Source organism: Flavobacterium pedocola, from assembly GCF_053764385.1.
In genome coordinates this window covers 406,209-424,418 of record NZ_JBSNCR010000004.1, presented here as the reverse complement: position 1 = coordinate 424,418, position 18,210 = coordinate 406,209, and the positions used below count along the sequence as shown (strand labels likewise).

The 18,210-nt window shown below is 40.9% G+C and carries 19 protein-coding genes; 6 read left to right on the top strand and 13 right to left on the bottom strand.

The features are described 5' to 3' along the window. Positions 1-9: 9 nt before the first annotated feature. Genes pseI through pseB form a run of 6 tightly spaced genes read right to left on the bottom strand, consistent with a single transcriptional unit; the run spans position 10 to position 7,222 of the window. The gene (gene pseI / locus ACWPKD_RS11895; RefSeq protein WP_455412894.1) at positions 10-1,053 is read right to left on the bottom strand and encodes a pseudaminic acid synthase; all 1,044 of its coding nucleotides are present in this window, start codon (positions 1,051-1,053) and stop codon (positions 10-12) included. After that, positions 1,050-2,066 (bottom strand): GNAT family N-acetyltransferase, encoded by a 1,017-nt coding sequence (locus ACWPKD_RS11890; protein ID WP_455412893.1) that lies wholly within the window; start codon positions 2,064-2,066, stop codon positions 1,050-1,052. Before ACWPKD_RS11890 ends, pseI begins: the two co-directional genes overlap by 4 nt. A gap of 10 nt (positions 2,067-2,076) precedes the next feature. Next, positions 2,077-4,164 carry a glutamate-1-semialdehyde 2,1-aminomutase gene (locus ACWPKD_RS11885; RefSeq protein ID WP_455412892.1) on the bottom strand — a complete coding sequence of 696 codons (2,088 nt, stop codon included), beginning with the start codon at positions 4,162-4,164 and terminating at the stop codon, positions 2,077-2,079. After that, positions 4,161-5,009 (bottom strand): aldo/keto reductase, encoded by an 849-nt coding sequence (locus tag ACWPKD_RS11880; RefSeq protein ID WP_455412891.1) that lies wholly within the window; start codon positions 5,007-5,009, stop codon positions 4,161-4,163. The genes ACWPKD_RS11885 and ACWPKD_RS11880 overlap by 4 nt, the downstream gene beginning before the upstream one ends. A gap of 2 nt (positions 5,010-5,011) precedes the next feature. After that, the gene (gene pseC / locus ACWPKD_RS11875) at positions 5,012-6,202 is read right to left on the bottom strand and encodes a UDP-4-amino-4,6-dideoxy-N-acetyl-beta-L-altrosamine transaminase (protein WP_455412890.1); all 1,191 of its coding nucleotides are present in this window, start codon (positions 6,200-6,202) and stop codon (positions 5,012-5,014) included. Positions 6,203-6,208: 6 nt separating this feature from the next. Then, positions 6,209-7,222, bottom strand: coding sequence for a UDP-N-acetylglucosamine 4,6-dehydratase (inverting) (gene pseB / locus ACWPKD_RS11870; RefSeq protein ID WP_455412889.1), 1,014 nt, complete (start codon positions 7,220-7,222; stop codon positions 6,209-6,211). 139 nt (positions 7,223-7,361) lie between these two features. On the opposite strand from pseB, the gene ACWPKD_RS11865 reads away from it, so the two are divergent. The 4 genes from ACWPKD_RS11865 (at position 7,362) to ACWPKD_RS11850 (ending at position 11,218) form a co-directional block, all read left to right on the top strand. Further along, positions 7,362-7,928, top strand: a complete 567-nt coding sequence (locus tag ACWPKD_RS11865) for an L-threonylcarbamoyladenylate synthase (RefSeq protein ID WP_455412888.1) — start codon at positions 7,362-7,364, stop codon at positions 7,926-7,928. Between the two features lie 77 nt (positions 7,929-8,005). Next, positions 8,006-9,424 carry a CCA tRNA nucleotidyltransferase gene (locus ACWPKD_RS11860; protein ID WP_455412887.1) on the top strand — a complete coding sequence of 473 codons (1,419 nt, stop codon included), beginning with the start codon at positions 8,006-8,008 and terminating at the stop codon, positions 9,422-9,424. An 88-nt stretch (positions 9,425-9,512) separates the two neighbouring features. Then, the gene (locus ACWPKD_RS11855) at positions 9,513-10,523 is read left to right on the top strand and encodes a COX15/CtaA family protein (protein ID WP_455412886.1); all 1,011 of its coding nucleotides are present in this window, start codon (positions 9,513-9,515) and stop codon (positions 10,521-10,523) included. A 68-nt stretch (positions 10,524-10,591) separates the two neighbouring features. Beyond that, on the top strand, positions 10,592-11,218 hold the full coding sequence (locus tag ACWPKD_RS11850; RefSeq protein WP_455412885.1) for a murein L,D-transpeptidase catalytic domain-containing protein: 627 nt from the start codon (positions 10,592-10,594) through the stop codon (positions 11,216-11,218). Positions 11,219-11,236: 18 nt separating this feature from the next. Here ACWPKD_RS11850 and ACWPKD_RS11845 read toward each other — a convergent pair whose 3' ends face one another. From ACWPKD_RS11845 to ACWPKD_RS11815, 7 genes are all read right to left on the bottom strand, one after another. Then, positions 11,237-11,989, bottom strand: coding sequence for a LytR/AlgR family response regulator transcription factor (locus ACWPKD_RS11845; protein ID WP_455412884.1), 753 nt, complete (start codon positions 11,987-11,989; stop codon positions 11,237-11,239). A gap of 67 nt (positions 11,990-12,056) precedes the next feature. Continuing rightward, positions 12,057-12,389 carry a 2TM domain-containing protein gene (locus ACWPKD_RS11840; protein ID WP_455412883.1) on the bottom strand — a complete coding sequence of 111 codons (333 nt, stop codon included), beginning with the start codon at positions 12,387-12,389 and terminating at the stop codon, positions 12,057-12,059. Continuing rightward, positions 12,380-12,685 carry a 2TM domain-containing protein gene (locus ACWPKD_RS11835; RefSeq protein WP_455412882.1) on the bottom strand — a complete coding sequence of 102 codons (306 nt, stop codon included), beginning with the start codon at positions 12,683-12,685 and terminating at the stop codon, positions 12,380-12,382. The genes ACWPKD_RS11840 and ACWPKD_RS11835 overlap by 10 nt, the downstream gene beginning before the upstream one ends. 2 nt (positions 12,686-12,687) lie before the next feature. Beyond that, positions 12,688-14,028, bottom strand: a complete 1,341-nt coding sequence (locus ACWPKD_RS11830) for a histidine kinase (protein ID WP_455412881.1) — start codon at positions 14,026-14,028, stop codon at positions 12,688-12,690. A 10-nt stretch (positions 14,029-14,038) separates the two neighbouring features. Next, on the bottom strand, positions 14,039-14,206 hold the full coding sequence (locus ACWPKD_RS11825) for a hypothetical protein (RefSeq protein WP_455412880.1): 168 nt from the start codon (positions 14,204-14,206) through the stop codon (positions 14,039-14,041). Positions 14,207-14,262: 56 nt separating this feature from the next. Next, entirely contained in the window at positions 14,263-14,892 is a 630-nt protein-coding gene (locus tag ACWPKD_RS11820; protein ID WP_455412879.1) for a tetratricopeptide repeat protein, read from the bottom strand. A gap of 174 nt (positions 14,893-15,066) precedes the next feature. Next, complete coding sequence (locus ACWPKD_RS11815; RefSeq protein WP_455412878.1) at positions 15,067-17,220, bottom strand: TonB-dependent receptor; 2,154 nt, start codon at positions 17,218-17,220, stop codon at positions 15,067-15,069. 177 nt (positions 17,221-17,397) lie between these two features. Between ACWPKD_RS11815 and ACWPKD_RS11810 the strand changes: the two genes are divergently transcribed. Both ACWPKD_RS11810 and ACWPKD_RS11805 read left to right on the top strand, forming a co-directional pair. Continuing rightward, on the top strand, positions 17,398-17,847 hold the full coding sequence (locus tag ACWPKD_RS11810) for a YciI family protein (RefSeq protein WP_455412877.1): 450 nt from the start codon (positions 17,398-17,400) through the stop codon (positions 17,845-17,847). A gap of 3 nt (positions 17,848-17,850) precedes the next feature. Continuing rightward, complete coding sequence (locus tag ACWPKD_RS11805; protein ID WP_455412876.1) at positions 17,851-18,201, top strand: MmcQ/YjbR family DNA-binding protein; 351 nt, start codon at positions 17,851-17,853, stop codon at positions 18,199-18,201. The last annotated feature ends 9 nt before the right edge of the window (positions 18,202-18,210 follow it).

The following is an 18,210-nucleotide window of genomic DNA, read 5'->3' as shown; positions in this document are numbered from 1 at the left end:
AAACTTTGTTTATTTATTCTCAAGATATTCTAATTTCATAGGAATGCCTTTTTCCAGATCCTGATTGGCGGTCCCTCCGATCAACTGATGGTAATATTTCGGGTGCAATCCAAAACCGGGACGCACAGAACGCAAATTCTGCTCCGTGAAAACCTCCCCTTTTTTGACATCTTCCGCAATATAAAGCGAACGACTGAAATCTTTTCCTTTTGCCTGTTTCTCCGTTAAGGCATAATCCACCACACCTACAGCTCTTTCGGCTTCGCGCACTGCTTTTACCATAGCTGTAAACTCTTCTTCATTCATGGAAAACGAAGCATCAGGTCCGCCGATAGCACGGTCTAAAATAAAATGCTTCTCAATGATTTTTGCCCCGAAAGCGGTAGCCACAACAGGCACCGTACTTCCCATGGTATGATCGGAAAGACCACTGATTACGCCATAACGTTCCGTTAAATCCTTCACCATAACCATGTTGGCTTCTTCAATGGGAGCCGGATAACTGGAGGTACATTTTAACAGGGCAATATCCGTATTCCCCATTCTTTTACAGGCATCCAAAGCCAATTCAATATCTTCTTTTTCGGCTATACCGGTTGAAATGATAATCGGTTTTCCTTTTGAAGCCACATATTCGATCAGCGGAATATCGGTAATTTCGAACGAGGCAATCTTATACGCCGGAGAATCTAATCCTTCCAGAAAGTCAACCGCGGTTTTATCAAAAGGGGAAGAAAAACAGATTAAACCTTCTTCTTTGGCCGTTTTGTAAATCTCGGCATGCCATTCCCAGGGAGTATAGGCCTCCTGATACAAGGAATGCAGCTTTTTACCGTCCCAGATCGTTCCTTTTATGACAAAATCCTCCTTATCGGAATCTAATGTGATCGTATCCGCTGTATAGGTTTGCAATTTGATACAATCGGCACCTGCTCTTTTGGCCGCTCTGACCGTTTCCAAAGCCGTTTCAAGACTTCCGTTATGATTGGCGGAAAGCTCGGCTATAATGAAAACCGGAGATTGTGCCTCTATTTTATACTTATCTATTATCATATTCTTTTAATGTAATGAAAACTGTCTGCTCCTTCGTATTTCAGCGTTTCCAACAGCGAAAAGCCGGCCTTCTCAAAAGCTTTTGAGGAAGCCTGATTATCCAGTTTAATGTAAGCGCTGATGCAAATTTCAGGATTTTCCGTTAAAAATACATCGGAAGCTTTGGCAATCATTTTGGCAGCATAGCCTTTTCCACGATGATTTTCATCCGCAGAAACTCCTATTATCGCTGAAACAGCATTAGTTTTCTGGATGCGGACCTGTCCAATATTTTGATTTTCATGGTCCTGAAAAATAACCATGAAACAATTTTCGTCCTTTACTTTTGATTTGAACCAGTTTACATGATTCTCATACGGAATACTTTCCGTGGCATAGGAATTACTTCTTACAGCCGGGTCGTTTGCCCAGGTGAAATATAGTTCCACATCCTCTTCTGTAGCTTTCCTGAACCAAATAGTTGTATTGATTTTCGAATGGATCAGCACGTCAAGATACTTACCGTCAAAGAAACAGTGTTCTTTCAATCGGGCATCTTCCCTAAAACCACAATCCAATAAAACCGGGTATAAATGCGGTCGTAAATCGAAAGCATAGGTAAATATTTTATGGAATCGCAGCGCTTCGAAAGCTACTTTTTCTATCAGCCTAAGATAATTTGACCAGAATTTCGCAAAATGCTCCTTTTCAAGTTCAGTTTTCATGATAAAAGAGATTTCGGCATTTTTATCAATCCAATTGATATGAACCAAACCGCCATAACCGACGAATTCATTTTCATAAAAAAAAGAAAACAACAACTGATTTGGTTTTTCCACTTCAAACAAAGCGGCAACCACATTGGCAAAATATTGCTCTTGCTTTTCCGCGGTTAAAGGTTCCGACTGGCGCAAATGGTACAACTGCTCGTTTCTGATGTCCAGAATACCATACTTATCCTCATCCCTTATCGGTTCGATATGAAAGGATCCCGTTTTAAAAACATTGGTATGTAGACATTTATAGCTGCGCATGGTCCTTTACTTATAAAGTCCTTCTGAAAACCGCTTTTGCAGGTTCTCCAACCAGAAATTTTTCATAACCCAGCTCCAACGCTTCGCTGTAAACTTTTAAAGATTCGCTGAACGCTTTTGCAAAGTAATAAACATCTTCATCGGTATGTGAAAAACAAGGAACGAAAGCACCCTGGAACAACACGCCTCGTTTGATCATTTCCTGCATGAACAAAGTTCTGTACCCTTGGCTCACGGTACCTTCTTTATCTTTAAACACAAAGAAAGGCATCCATTCCGCGGCAACAACCTCAACGTAATCCTTTAAATTATTATCTGTGACCAACTGCGAACACAATTCAGCCAGTTTTTTCCCTATCTGATGGTTGTGTGCAATTACATTTTTCTCTTTATATTCTTTTATGGTGGCGATCGCTGCGGCCAATCCGTGGGTTTCTCCTCCGTGTGTAGTGGAAATCAGGAATACTTTCTCTTCCCCGGTGTTTTTGATTCCTCCCAATTCCATGATGTCTTTGGTTCCCGTCAGCGCACAGAAAGAAAATCCGTTAGCGATTCCTTTACCCCAGGTAGCCATATCCGGAGTAATTCCGTGTTTGGTTATGGATCCCGGAAACTCGGTTTTAAAACCGGTAACCATTTCATCTGCAATAAACAAAGCTCCATTTTCATGGCATAGATCGATGGCTTGCTTTAAAAAATCGGCCACGTTAAAATCCGCCGGTAAATGAGGGTAATTTCCTTTTTCAGGCTCCGTAATCACACAGGCAATTTGCCCGGGATATTTAGCAAACATTTCTCTTAACGACTCAATGTTGAAAGACTGAAACGTTACCGATAAATTCGAAATAGACTCCGGTACACCTTTATTACAGGCTGTTTTTCCAATAAACCAATCGTCATAACTGTAAAACGGATGATCTACCGGGAAAGCAACCAAATCACGACCTGTTTTCGCACGGGCTAATTTAACAGCAGCGGTGGTAACAATGGATCCGTTTTTAGAAAATTTCACCATATCATGTCCGGGCACTAAGGCCAGGAAGGTTTCAGCCATATCTTTTTCCAAAGCGGAAGGGCGTTGAAAGTTAACCCCGTTTTCCAATTCGTTTCGAACGGCTTCCAAAACAGGCTCATAGGCATGTCCTAAACTCACACTGGTCAATCCCATGGAACAATCCAGGTATTCGTTACCGTCAACATCCCAAATATGGGATCCTTTTCCACGGGCAATGGCTGCCGGTGATAAAATCGGGAACTGGTCGTCTCCTTTGGAATAAGTATGACCTCCGCCCGGAATCAGGTTGTGGATAGTGTTTCTATACTCGTCTGATGCTTTGAAATTAGTGATGGTTCTCAGCTGTATTTCGTTGAATTTACTTTTCATATACCCTTCGTTTCTAAGAATAGCATGATTTATACTTTGTATTTCTTTATGTTGCAGCAAATAATCGGCATATACCTGCCACGGTTCTTTTGCGCCCAATGCCTTAACCAGATGACTGATGACTTCAAAATCGGAAGCTTCATCAACGGTGATTCGGAGTGCTGCGTATTTTTTATCCACTTTTTCATCCGCAATTTTGGTTTTGCCGTTTCTGCGGATAAATGGTGTTACGTGTTCCCTGTCTGCAACATTTGTGGCAGTCTTCCAGGCTTCCTCAAGCGATTTAAAGGTAAAAACCTCAACATCCAGTCCGTCGGGATAGGCTTCCTGAGACTGGTTGGAATGATAGTCTAACTGATTGTCCAGACAGAACTTTACAGTTTCATCGATTAGCTTCGCATCAATCAGGGGACAATCCGAAGTTACCCGAACCACATACTCCGGGTTTTCCTCTTTAACGGCCTGATAAAAACGGTCTAAAACATCGTTTAAATCGCCTTGATAAGAACGTATTCCGGCTTCTTCTGCAATATCGCAAATCTTTCCGGAATCCTTTTCATCAGTTGTAGCTACCCTCCAATCGGTTACTAAGACGGAGGCCTTTGCTCTTTCCAAATGATATGCCAGCAGTGATTTCCCTTCAATTTCCAGAAGTACTTTCCCCGGTAATCTGGAGGAACCGATGCGGGCTTGTGTTACACCTATTATTTTCACCAGTTTACGGGATTTAATAAGGATTTATCTTTTATTTCTATGGCTTCGATTTCGGCAAAAACAGCTGCATTTGATTGCCAGTTCGAAACCATTTGTACATTCTGTTTTAGTTGTTCGGCAGTTTCCACACCAATAACCACCTGATCGATAGCCGGATTGTTCACGGCATAATTCAGCGCCACATCACCAACGTTTAAATTATAGTCGGCACAAATTGCCTGAAACTTCGTTAATACCGATGCTAAAGGCTGTAATTTTTCCGGCAACTGCTTCGGATTCATAAAATACAAACCTTGCAAAAAAACAGAGCGGACATGAATTTCAGTGCCTAATTTTTTAAGCAAGGGCAATTGTGCTTCAAATTTTCGGTCAAGAATACTAAACGGAAGCTGTACCAGATCCGGTATGCAATTCAAATTCAGTAATTGCTCCAACTGCTCCGGATAATATAAGGAATAGCCGATTTTTGCAATCTTCCCTTCCTGCTTTTTTGCCTGTAGTATTTTCCAAAGATCGGGTTGCTGCAATAAGACATCTGCATTATGCGCTAAATATCCGTATACGGATTCAAGTTGCAATTTCTTCAGGGATTCTGAAAGTGCCTTTTCCAGTTCCTCACCGGAACGGACCGCCGGAAACTTGGTAACCACCTTAAACCTGTCGTCTGCAAACTGCCCTAAACGTTCTTCTGAATTACCGTACGCTAAAGCCGTATCCAGTAATTCCACTCCCAAGGAACCGGCTGTATTGAGTATGTCCTCTAAGCCGCTATCCGATGGGACGCCGCTAACATTTGAAATCCCGTAGGCAATTCCAAACTGAACCGTTCCGAGTGTTAGTTTCAAAATTATTTTTCGAAATATGAATTTACTTTATCTATCACAAATTGCTGCTCCTCCTCTGTTAAAGTCGGATACATCGGTAAGCTGATGCAATGTTTATAGTACTTTTCAGCCAATGGCATATCGTTTTCCTTCCAGCCCAATTCTCTGTAATATGGCATTAAATGACACGGGATATAGTGAATCTGTGCAAAAATTTTATGCTCTCTAAGGTAGTTGTACAAACCGATACGGTCGTCCACTTCGATTACATACAAATGATAAGCGTGCCCGTTTACAAAACCTGACTGCCCTTTGACATACTCTTTCCCTGAAAATGAAGTATTGTAATGTTCGGCAATAGCTCTGCGTCGGTCAATGCCTTTATCGGCTCTTGATAACTGGCTGATTCCCAATGCTGCCTGAAAATCGGTAAAGCGGTAATTGTATCCCAAAGTCTGCATTTCCATGTACCAACCCGGGTAACTTCCGTTTGAACTGTTTTCTTCTCCTACGGCAAATGCGATATCATTTTTAAAACTGTCAACATCTCTTGTAATCCCATGGGTACGCAATTCCAAAAGTTTTCTGTAAAGTTGTTCGTCGTTTGTGGTGATCATCCCTCCTTCACCGGTTGCGATATGTTTCACCGGATGAAACGAGAAAATAGCCAAATCCGCGAAATTACCGTTACCGCAGTTTTGCTGCTGCCCTTTACTGTCTGTGAAAGAGCCTCCCGGCGCATGACAAGCATCTTCAATTATCCACAAACCGTATTCATCTGCCAATTTCCTGAATGCTTCCAGATTGACTGCCCTTCCGGCAAAATCAACAGGAACGATTCCTTTGTAGGTTCCTTTAGGTGATGCTTTTAAAAGTGCTTCCACTTTTCCCACATCAAGCAAATAGGTTTCCGGATCAATGTCCGAAAAGACCACTTCTCCTCCACAGTAACGAACACAGTTCGCTGAGGCTGCAAAAGTGATTGGCGTAGTGATGATTTTATCCCCTGAAGTAACCCCCAAGGCTAAAGCAGACAAATGCAAAGCGGCCGTTCCGTTAGAAACCGCCACGGCGTACTTGCATCCTATGTATTGGGCAAATGCCTTTTCAAATTCTAAAATTGTAGGTCCCTGCGTCAGAAAATCACCTTTCAGCGCTTTGGACACCGCCATGATATCTTCTTCAGTGATGTTTTGTTTTCCGTAAGGTATCATGCGCTATTATTTTGGTTCAAAATCAGGATACAGGTGCTCTTTAATCTGCTCTCTCATACTGGCAACGGTTTCCCATTCCGTATTTTCCCCCGATGTATAACTGAATCCCTGCGGAACAATTGTTGCATTAAAATGTTTCTTATACGCTTCCATATCCCAATTAGTAACCTGAGGCAGAATCACATAATATTTTCCTAAATCATAGGTCGTAAACGAATCCGAAGAAGTAATCATCTCTTCATGAACTTTTTCTCCCGGACGAATCCCAACTACTCGGTGCTCGCAACTTGGCGCGATGGCCTGAGCTACATCCATAATGCGGTAAGAAGGAATCTTCGGAACGAACAATTCACCGCCCCATGCCGTATCCAAAGCATGAAGAACCATATCCACCCCACCCTGAAGCGAAATATTGAAACGCGTCATGTTAACATCTGTAATAGGCAAAACCCCGTCGTTTCTTCTGTTCATGAAAAACGGAATAACCGAACCGTTCGATCCCATTACATTACCGTAACGAACCACTGAGAACTTAATATCCTGTTTCCCTTTTATATTGTTGGCTGCAATGAACAATTTATCCGAAGTCAGCTTGGTAGCGCCATATAAATTGATTGGTGCACAGGCTTTATCTGTTGACAGGGCCACCACTTTTGTAACGCCTGAAGACAAACACGCCTTGATAACGTTCTCCGCACCACCAATATTGGTTTTTACACATTCATCAGGATTGTATTCCGCTATGTGGACATGCTTCATAGCCGCTGCATGAATAACATAATCGATCCCGTTGAACGCTCTTTTCAAACGCTCCAGATCCCTTACGTCACCAATAAAATAACGTATTGCCGGATATTCGGCCTCAGGGAATTCCTGCGCCATCTGAAACTGCTTTTGTTCGTCACGGGAATAAATTACAAGTCGCTTAACATCAGGCCATTTCTGAAGGATCGTCTTAGTTAACTCTTTCCCTAATGAACCGGTTCCGCCTGTAATTAATATGGATTTATTATTCAACATTTTTTACAATTTTTAAGTCTACAAATATATAAATTTAAAAATACTATTTATGCATAGATAACAGTGCTGTTTAAACTTTAAATTCCCTTAATTTTCAAGCAAGGCAATAGTTAAGTATATTTGCTGAAAAATAGAAAAGATGGACATCAACACAGAAGTTCACAACGCTTACGAAGCAATAAAAAACGGAGGCATTATCCTTTATCCGACCGATACCGTATGGGGAATCGGCTGTGACGCCACCAATCCGGAAGCCATAAAAAAAATCTACGCTTTAAAACAGCGCGAAGAAAGCAAAAGCATGATCGTACTGATGAATTCCGACCGGATGATGTACACTGTATTTAAAGACATCCCCGAAGTGGCCTGGCAGATTCTGGATTTATCCGAAAAACCAACCACGCTGATTTTGGACAACCCAAGAAATGTATCCGAAAACATAATCGCAGAAGACAAAACCTTAGGCGTTCGCTTAGTCAAAGAACCCTTCTGTTTCAAACTGATGGAACGTATGAAAAAACCGCTGGTTTCCACTTCGGCGAATATTTCAGGGCAGCCCACACCGAAATCGTTTAAAGAAATCAGTCCCGAAATTTTAAAAGGTGTGGACTATGTGGTAAATTTGCAGCAGGATAAAATTTGCGACAAACCTTCGACGATCATCAAATTAACGGCTGACAGTCAGGTAAAGATTATTAGGAAATAGTTTTCAGTCACAGTTTACGGTTTATGGTTTACAGCTATCCGTTTAAACCATTAAACATTTGAACTTTAAACTTCAGCATGAATTACAAAGAAGCATTACAAGACACTATATTCAAAATCATCACACAGGCTGCCAAAGAACTTAACGTGGACAGCTACGTTATCGGTGGTTTTGTTCGCGATCTGATTTTAAAACGTGACCATAAAAAAGACATCGACATCGTTGCCGTGGGCAGCGGTATCGAACTCGCCTTAAAAGTATCCGAACTGATTCCGCACAAACCTAAGGTTCAGGTGTTCAAGAACTATGGTACCGCCATGCTGCGTTATCAGGACATGGACATTGAATTTGTGGGTGCCCGAAAGGAAAGCTATCAGTTTGAAAGCCGCAAACCCGTGGTGGAAAACGGCACTTTGGAAGACGATCAGAACCGACGTGATTTTACCATCAACGCGTTGGCACTTTCCCTAAACGAAACCAATTTCGGAGATTTAGTCGATCCTTTCAACGGATTGAGCGACATGGAACATAAAATCATCCGAACGCCTTTAAATCCGGACATCACCTATTCTGATGACCCGTTGCGCATGATGCGTGCCATCCGTTTTGCTTCGCAATTGCATTTCGAGATCGAAGCGGAATCATTGGAAGCCATTTCTCGTAACAAAGAGCGCATCAACATTATCTCCGGGGAGCGTATTGTCGATGAACTGAATAAAATCCTGATGTCGAACACACCATCAGTTGGTTTTTTATTGCTGTACAAAACCGGTTTATTAGACATTATCCTTCCGGAACTTACTGCTTTGAATCAGGTGGAAGAAATTGAAGGACATACACATAAAAACAACTTCTATCATACGCTGGAGGTAGTTGATAACATCTGCCCGAATACGGATGATGTTTGGTTGCGCTGGTCGGCATTATTACACGATATCGGAAAAGCGCCAACCAAGAAATACAACAAAAAACAAGGCTGGACATTTCACGGTCATGAATTTTTAGGCGGAAAAATGGCCAAGAAAATCTTTGTTCGTTTACACATGCCGTTAAACCAAAAACTGAAATTCGTGCAGAAAATGGTTACGATGAGTTCCCGTCCAATTGTACTGGCACAGGATATCGTGACTGATTCCGCAGTGCGACGACTGGTTTTTGATGCCGGCGAAGACGTGGAAAGCCTGATGACTTTATGTGAAGCCGATATCACCACCAAGAATCCGAAGAAATTCCAGAAATACCATAACAATTTCAAAATCGTCCGCGAGAAAATCGTTGAAGTGGAAGAACGTGACAAAGTTCGTGTTTTCCAGCCGCCCATCACCGGAGAAGAAATCATGGAGCTGTTCAATCTGAAACCTTCTCGTGAAATCGGTGTTTTGAAAGAAGCGGTAAAAGAAGCAATTCTTGAAGGCGAAATCCCGAACGAATACCAGGCTGCTTATGATTTTGTAATGAAGAAAGCCGATAAAATGGGGCTTAAACCAGTTCGATAATGCGAAAATGGGGCGAGCTAACATTTATCATATTCGATTAAAACAAAACTAAAGATATTTGCACTTTGCAACTCTGAAACTTAAAACAATGAACTTCAATAAAATTGCCAAGACCGCTTTAATTTTAGTCTATTTAGTAATCGTTGCCGGCGCTTTGGTACGCATGACGGGTTCAGGTATGGGTTGTCCGGACTGGCCGAAATGTTTTGGGTATTACATTCCGCCCACTGATGTTAAAGAACTTACCTGGAGCGAGAACCACGACTTCAAAAAAGGTCAGGTTATCATTAAAGACCAAATGTTATTAGTGGCCAAAGACAATTTCACGACCGGAAACGAGTTCGACGCTTCACATTGGGAGAAATATACCAAACACGATTACGCCATTTTCAATCCGACACATACCTGGGTGGAATATATGAATCGCCTTGTAGGTGCTCTGGCGGGATTAGCCTGTTTTGTGATGGCTGTTGCTTCTTTTTGGCTATGGAAAAAAGATAAAAAAATCACCTTACTTTCCTGGCTGGTGGTGTTCCTGATGGGCTTTCAGGGCTGGCTGGGCGCAACGGTTGTATACAGCGTTTTGAATCCGATTAAAATTACCATCCATATGGTAATGGCCCTGGTTATAGTTGCTGTAATTTTATATATCATTCAATTGGCGAAACCGGCAGCAGCGGCGAAAGTTTTCAATCCGATGTTTAGAAATATCCTTTGGATTTCCTTGTTGCTTACCCTGATTCAGGTGGTTTTGGGAACTCAGGTGCGTCAGTTTGTGGACGAACAGGTAAAATCCGGCATCGCAAATGAAACACTTTGGTTAAGCAAACCGGAACTGAGTTTTTATTTCCACCGAACGTTTTCCTTTGTGGTGTTTTTTGTAAATCTGTTTTTATACCTGAAAAATAAAAAACTAAACCTTGGCTTTAGCAAAATCAATTGGGTAATGGCTTTGATTTTTGTGGAAGTGCTGTCCGGAATTGCAATGTACTATTTTCATTTCCCTTTCGGCAGCCAGACAATACATTTGGTGATTGCTTCGTTATTATTCGGAATCCAGTTTTATATGATCCTGGAAGCAAGAAAGAGTAATAGGTAAACAGTCGTGTCAGTAGTCAGTAAAAGCTGCTTGAAAAATTAATCTGAACCAACCCAATAGTTCCCAACATGAAAAAAATAGTTTTTGTATCGGTATTCCTTATTACAGCTGTGTTTGGAACAAATATATTTGACAAACAGAAAGACAAGCCTATATCCAAAACAGAAAATTCTTTTGGAAAAGCTGAAAGAAACAATATTCAGAACTACGTAGATACTGCAAGAACTTTTATAGCCAACAATAAAGATTTCAATACCAAAACCGCTTTTTTCATCGACATGAAGATTCCCTCGGGAAAGAACCGGTTTTTCATTTACGATTTCAGTCAAAACAAAGTTGTTGACAAAGGCTTAGTAGCACACGGATCAGGTTCGGAAACCGGTGTGGAAGGCAAACTGAAATTCAGCAATACCAATAACTCGTACTGCACTTCACTTGGAAAATATTCCATAGGAAAAAGTTACGAAGGGAAATTCGGAAAAGCATACAGACTTTATGGTCTTGACAAAACAAACGACAATGCCCTGTTACGAAACATTGTACTTCACAAATATTACCAAGTGCCTTATCCGGAGCAGGACCAACCGATTTGCAACAGCCTTGGATGTCCTATGGTCAACGAACAATTTTACAGCCGGATTGAGAAGATCATCGATACTTCCGATAAAAAAATACTGTTGTATATTTATTATTAAAAAGGGTTCGGCATAGGTTTACCCAATCCATTCCTTAAAATCATTTACACGCTCACGGGCCACAATTACCTCATCATCGGTATAACTTGGCAGGATTACTTTCAGGCGGGAATTGCTGTGCAGCTGGATTTCCTTAATGGCTTTCATCGGCACGATAAATTTACGGCTCACCCGGTAAAAAGCATCAGGATCGAGCTCGGTCTCCAATTGTTCTAAAGTACCGTCCAACAAGTAATTACGATTATCAAGCGTATGTAGGTACGTGCCTTTGTTTTCACTGTAGAAACATTCCACTTCGTCCACATTGATCAGTTTGAGTTGCTGCCCGATTTTTACCGTAAAACGCTTTTTGTAATTTTTATCTATTGGATTGACCAGCATCTTTTTGATCATTTCGAAATCGAGCGACAGGTTTTGCGGCTGGTTACGCGCTTTGAACTTGTTTACCGCCACTTCCAGATCGTCTTCATCAATCGGTTTTAAGAGATAATCGATACTGTTCAGTTTGAAGGCCCGCAGCGCATATTCATCGTAAGCGGTCGTAAAAATTACAGCGCTTTTTATCTCAATCTTCTCGAAAATCTCAAACGACAACCCATCGGACAGCTGAATGTCCAGGAAAATCAGATCCGGGTGTGGATTGTTCTGAAACCAGTCCAGCGACTCCTCCACCGAATGCAGCATCGTGCTTACATTCAGCCCTAATTTTTCCACTTTACGCTGCAACAAACGTGCCGCCGGTTTTTCGTCTTCGATAATGATAATGTTCATTGGTTTATTCGGTTATTTGTGAATTTGGTTATTCGTTTCGTTTAAAAACTGTAAACTGCGACTGAACTTACTCCCACTTATCATGTTGCTGTTGCTCTTTCTTCATGAATTCTTTGATCTTCTTTTCTTCCCAACTTTTTCCGAAAATCAGGTGATGACCAAAAACGCTCACGCCATGCGCTAACAACCCAATACCCCAAAAGAATGCCGTAAAGAAGTTCTCAAACCGAAAATAGCTCTCGCCCGGTTTTAAATCGTTGATGTTTAAAAAAACAATCATAATATTGACAATCAGATACGCCAACAGGTGTGAATAGAACCCTTTAATTCTTTTTACACGCTTTTCAGCCGCCTGATAGCGTTCGTCGAAATTGTTGTTATTGCTTTCCATTATTTCCATTGGTTTTTACGACGTTCTTCTTCTTCCATAAACTCTTTTATCTTGCGCTCTTCCCATTCTTTACCTAAAAACGGCAACGCACTGAAGGTCTTCAAGGCATGTACCACTACGCCCACACCCCATCCTAGCATGGGCCAGAAAAACCAGATGTGTTTCGGTGAAGTCAGTAAATTAATGGCCAACAGGAACATGTTCACAATCAGATACACCATCAAATGGGTATAAAATTCTTTGATTTCCTTTACCCGGTTTTTAGCACTTTCGTACTTTTCCCTTTCGTTATAGTTTGATTCCATGACTATTTCCAATTTTGTTTTTTCACATCCTGATCCATAATTTCCTTAATCTTGCGTTCCTCCCAGGAAGCTCCGAATCCGAAAACTCCGAATCCGTGAAATACAAGCCCCATTCCCCAACCGATCATCGGAAACCAAAACCATTGGAATTTGGAGGAAAATTGCAGGTTAATAAAAATCAGTACCGGAATTACCACGAAGTACGATAATAAACTTCCGTAAAAACCACGGATGGCTTCGACGCGTTTTCTGGCTCTGTAATATGATGATTCTTCTTTATAATTGCTGTATGTTGTTTCCATGATTCCTATTTGTTTTGTCAACAGTGGTAATTCCACCGTAAATTCTTTTTCGCTTTGTGTAATCGTAACTTTTCGATCCGTTAAAATAGCATAACGGCTGATAATATTCTGCAGACCAACGCCTTGTCGGTCTTTCAGCACTTCTTTCTTTTGCAGATCATTTTGAACAATCAGACAGTTATTGCGTTCAAATATCCTTATTCGCAAGGGTTTTTTCTCACTAACCACATTGTGCTTTACCGTGTTCTCAAGCAGTAGTTGTAAAGAAAGTGGTACTACTTTGGCTTCAGGATTGTTCACTTTTTCGGGCAATTCGTAAAAAACACTGTTCTCGAAACGCATCTTCAACAGGTTCATATACGTTTTGGCAAAGGCTAATTCTTCTTCGATACTTACGAGTTCCTTATCGCGTTGTTCCAGAACGTAACGGTAAATCTTGGATAAGGACGAAGTGAATTTTTGTGCGTTGTCCGGATTCTCTTCAATCAGGGAACTCAATACGTTCAGGCTGTTAAAAAGAAAATGCGGGTCGATCTGGTTTTTTAAACTTTCGAATTTAGCCGAAGCCGTTCCTGCAATTATTTTCTGTTCTTTTACTCTGTTTTCCTGATAGGAACGGTAGAAAAATACCGCATGAAAAATCAGCGTAACAATAAACGTCATGATGGTGGCCACTACATAATTTGCAGCCCGTTCATTTATCATAAAGGTTTCAAAAGAAGCCCCTACAATAACGACTTCCTCAAAAATCCGCAACAGGAAAATAGTTAAAACCGATGCTACAAAAGAACTTAAAAACCCTATCAGTATCCTTTTAAAAGTAAACCTGTTATCGGCAAAAATTTTATCTAAAGAAATAAATATCAAAGCGTTTACCATGTACAGACAAACCGAATACAGTAAGGTATACTGAAAATTCATCAGTAAATTATTGTCTAAAGTGATTTTCTGTCCGGTGAGCCAACTGATGAAGGTGAGCACCACAAAAACTATCAGTCCTAAGACAATCGATTTTAAAAACTCTTTAAGATATTTATTCATTTCCAGACGATTATAATTTAGCTTTGGCGATGGCGGAAGCGATAAATCCAACTCCCATTCCCACTAAGGTTCCTACGGCTGTATTGTGCATGTACATCCCGATTCCAATCCCTACAAACATGCAGCCTACAAAAATAGTTCCTGCGATTTTGTTGGTATTCTGATTTTGTGATTCCATTGTTTTTTGATTTTTTTTAAATTTCTTCTTGATTATTGTCTCTTGTCTCTACCTTCTTACTTCCCGCAAGTCGTTAAAACTTCTTTTGCACGATCCAGTCCCCAATTTGGATGAAACGGCGTTTCCGGTTTAAATTTAGCAAAAAGTCCGATAGAACGTTCGATTTCCGCACACATTGGCTTGGTATCAGTTCCCCAGTATTTTGCACCACCGATTTCAAATTCCGCTTTTGAAAACACCACGCGCGGGTTTTCCGGAGCAAGTGCCTGAGCTTTATAGTATTGCTCCATCGTTTTTGAAGAGTATTTCATTCCGTTGGCCATTGGGTCCTGTACGATCCATGCCGTGTAAATTAACGCTTGTACCACCATCAATTCAGGGTTGTTTGGGCTTACGGCCGTTGCATCGTCTAATGCGATTTGCGCTTTATCCAGATAAGCAGGGTTTTTGGTTTTGTCTTTAGATTTGAATGTCTCAATCGTGTTTACCAGAGCTACATAATAATTAGGCAGCCAGTTGTTTTTTTCCACCGAGGCAATTCTTTCGAAAATCGCAGTAGCTTCAGCAGCTTTACCTTCTTTCCATAAACCTAATGCTTTTCCCATTCCCTGTTCGTACTGTGATGGGGCCTGAGCGAAGGCTAATCCGCAAATGAATAATACTAATGTTGTGATAACTCTTGTCATAATGTTTTGTTTTTTTGGTTGATTACTTTTGATTTTTAACTGATGATTAAAACTTCTTTTAATTTGATAGTTCAAAGATATTCCGGTTTTTACTCCTTATAAATTTATGTTTACCGAACTGTCGGATTTTGAGGATGAATTGTTGTTCCTAAGTAATTAGTGGAATTCTACTAACTACAAATTCTCCAACTGATTCTTAGTCTTGTCCTGACTTATCGTCCAGAAGAACCCGATGAAAAAGAAACGGTCTGCCGGTTGTGTAATGGCCTGACGCTGAAACTGTCCGTTAAGATCCGGGGAATTCGCATACTGATAACCGAAAACATTATCCCTTCCCAAGACATTCGATACAGAAAAATACAAAATCTTTTGCGGCGACAACAAATACGCCCAACTCAAACTCAGACTGTTGTAGGCCTTGGTTTTTCCGTTCATGAATTGCGTTTCATTCGGATTGTTGTATGGACGGCCGGTCGCAAAACTGTTCGTCACTCCTATTTGCGATTTCAAATCGTCGATCCAATATTTTCCAACAACCGATAAAGTATGATTTGCCACAAAACCTGGTGTTACTTCAGCTGAATAATTTTTATAATTTCTTTCACTGTCGATATAGGAATACGAAACCCAGTAATCCAAATACTTAATCGATTTGCTGTCTCTCCAAAACACATCAAGTCCTTTGGCAAAACCATAGCCGTTGTTGTTAAAACTGCTATTGAACATTGGCATATCGGTATCATATTTCACCAGATTATTGTAGTCTTTGTAGAAAATTTCAGCACGAAGGGTTTTTCCGTTTGAACCATACAGATAGTTCAAAATGTAATGTGATGTTTTTTCAAAGTTAAAATCCGAACTGTATTTCAGGTAATCTTGTTTTGGGTTCTGATGAAAATCACCGTAGGCCAAAGAAAGTTGTCCGTTTTTACTGGTTTTATATGCCAGGGAAATTCTCGGATCGACGGTGTTTTTCCCAAGCAATTCACTATTCATGGCTCTTACCCCAAATTTGGCGGCGAACTTTTTGGAAAAGAAAATATCCGATTCTGCATATACTGCTCCAATATTGTTACGGTAACCGCTGTTGTAATTATCGACTGCATAATCGTTATAACTTTCATTAAAATCCGTGATGAAATAATCACCCCCGAAAGTCAAATGAACGCGTTCCGAGAACTTTTTGGTCAGCTTCAGTTTCATGTGCGAAGCATTTTCGCGGTTGTTCAGTTCATCCTGATCCAAGCCCATTTTGTTCTGGCTGTACCCGAAACTGATTCCTGCCTGAATACTCCAACCCAAACCGAAATTCCCTTTATAAGAAGAATTCAGGTAGAAGTTATTATTCTGATTATCAACACGGATAGGCTCCGGCGCATTCACATCTTTCTGATTCAAATCAAACGTAGCATGATCGAAAGCCGCATACAATTTGAACAAACCGTTCTCAAAATGCCTTCTAAAAACCGTTTCCCCGGACATCGACTGATATGGTTTATTCCAATCCACATTCTGCTTGATTACTCTTTGGTACGGTTCTAAATTGATGTAGGACAAATTGAAACTCAACGATGTTTTCTTCCATTTTTGCGTATTTCCCAATCCTAAACCAACCGTCATAAAAGCGATATCGGTCTGCTCCTGTTGGGGCTCGTTAATGGTATTCAGCAACAAAACACTGGAAAGCGCATCACCGAATTCCGCCGAATAGCCTCCGGTAGAAAACGTCATGCCACTAAATAAAAAAGGGGAAAAACGGCCACGGGTCGGCAAATTGTTCGCCGTTGCGCCATACGGTTGTGCCACACGGATTCCGTCTACATAAGTTTGGGTTTCATCTGATTCCCCTCCGCGTACAAACAAGCGTCCGCTCTCGCCTACAATCTGGGCTCCGGGCAAGGTTTGCAAAGCCCCTACAATATCACCGGCAGCTCCGGCTGTGGTAACAATATCAAGCGGTTTCAGTGCCGATACTTTCGAATTGTCTCCCGCTTTGAACGTTCCCGCTGAAATGACCACCGCGTCCAAAGTATTCACGCTTTCTCTCAGTTTGAAGGTTTTCGGCTGATAGTTTTCCAAGACGATCGGAATTCTTGTTGTTTCAAAACTGAGGAACGTGATTACTAAATTCTGTTCGCCTTTTTCAGTTGTGGTGAAAGAGAAATCACCTTTGGCATCTGTTGTGGTTCCGTCGTAAGCGCCTTCAACAAAAACATTTGCGCCTTCAATCGGTTTTCCTTTCTGATCGGTAACTTTTCCCGCAATCGTGGTTTGCGCCATCAGGCCGATACTAAATAAAAGGACTAAAACTGTAACTAACTTATTCATTTTGGTTGATTTTGATAGGACAAATTTCTATCAGAATTTCCACCCATTATAAAAAAGAATACCGAACCGTCTTTTTTTGAGGATGAATTGTTGATTTTAGCAATTAGTGAATAATAATTAGTGGGCTACTACTAACTACTATTTTTGTACATTTGAGTTTCTTTAATCCGAATCATTATGAAGAAAATACTATTCTTATTACTAATAAGCCTTTCCGCATTCGCACAGGAAAAACAAGCAACCTACGATGAAAAACTGGCCAAAGAATTGGGCGGAGATGCTAACGGTATGAAAACCTATGTTTTCTGTCTGTTGAAAACCGGAAGCAATACTACAGCTACCAAAGAAGAACGCACCAAGTATTTTGAAGGCCACATGGCTAACATCAACCGATTGGCTAAAGAAGGTAAACTGGTGGTTGCAGGTCCATTCATGAAAAACGACAAAAACTACCGCGGAATTTTCGTTTTTAACTGCTCGACAATTGAAGAAGCGCAAAAATTAGTGGAAACCGATCCTGCTGTTCAGGCGAAAATCTTTGACGTAGAACTTACCCCATGGTATTGCAGTGCGGCTTTGATGAAAGTTTCCGAAATACATGATAAAATTTCCAAGAACAAAATCTGATCCATGAATATTGAAGAACTGCAACAACTCTGCAAAACATTACCACATGTAACCGAAGACGTGAAATGGGGCAATGATTTGTGCTTCTGCATTGGAGAGAAAATGTTTTGTGTGGCGGGATTGAACCAGTCGCCAACCTCAGCCTCATTCAAAGTTTTGGACGAAGAGTTTGACGAACTTTCCACCCGAAAAGGCTTCATACCCGCTCCGTATGTGGCTCGTTACAAATGGGTTTTGGTGGAAGACATCAATACTTTATCTGCTAAGGAATGGCAGCATTATGTTACCCAATCGTACAATTTGGTTAAAGCGAAATTGCCGGCCAAAATCCGAAAGCAATTTGACGCTGAATGATTTGAATTG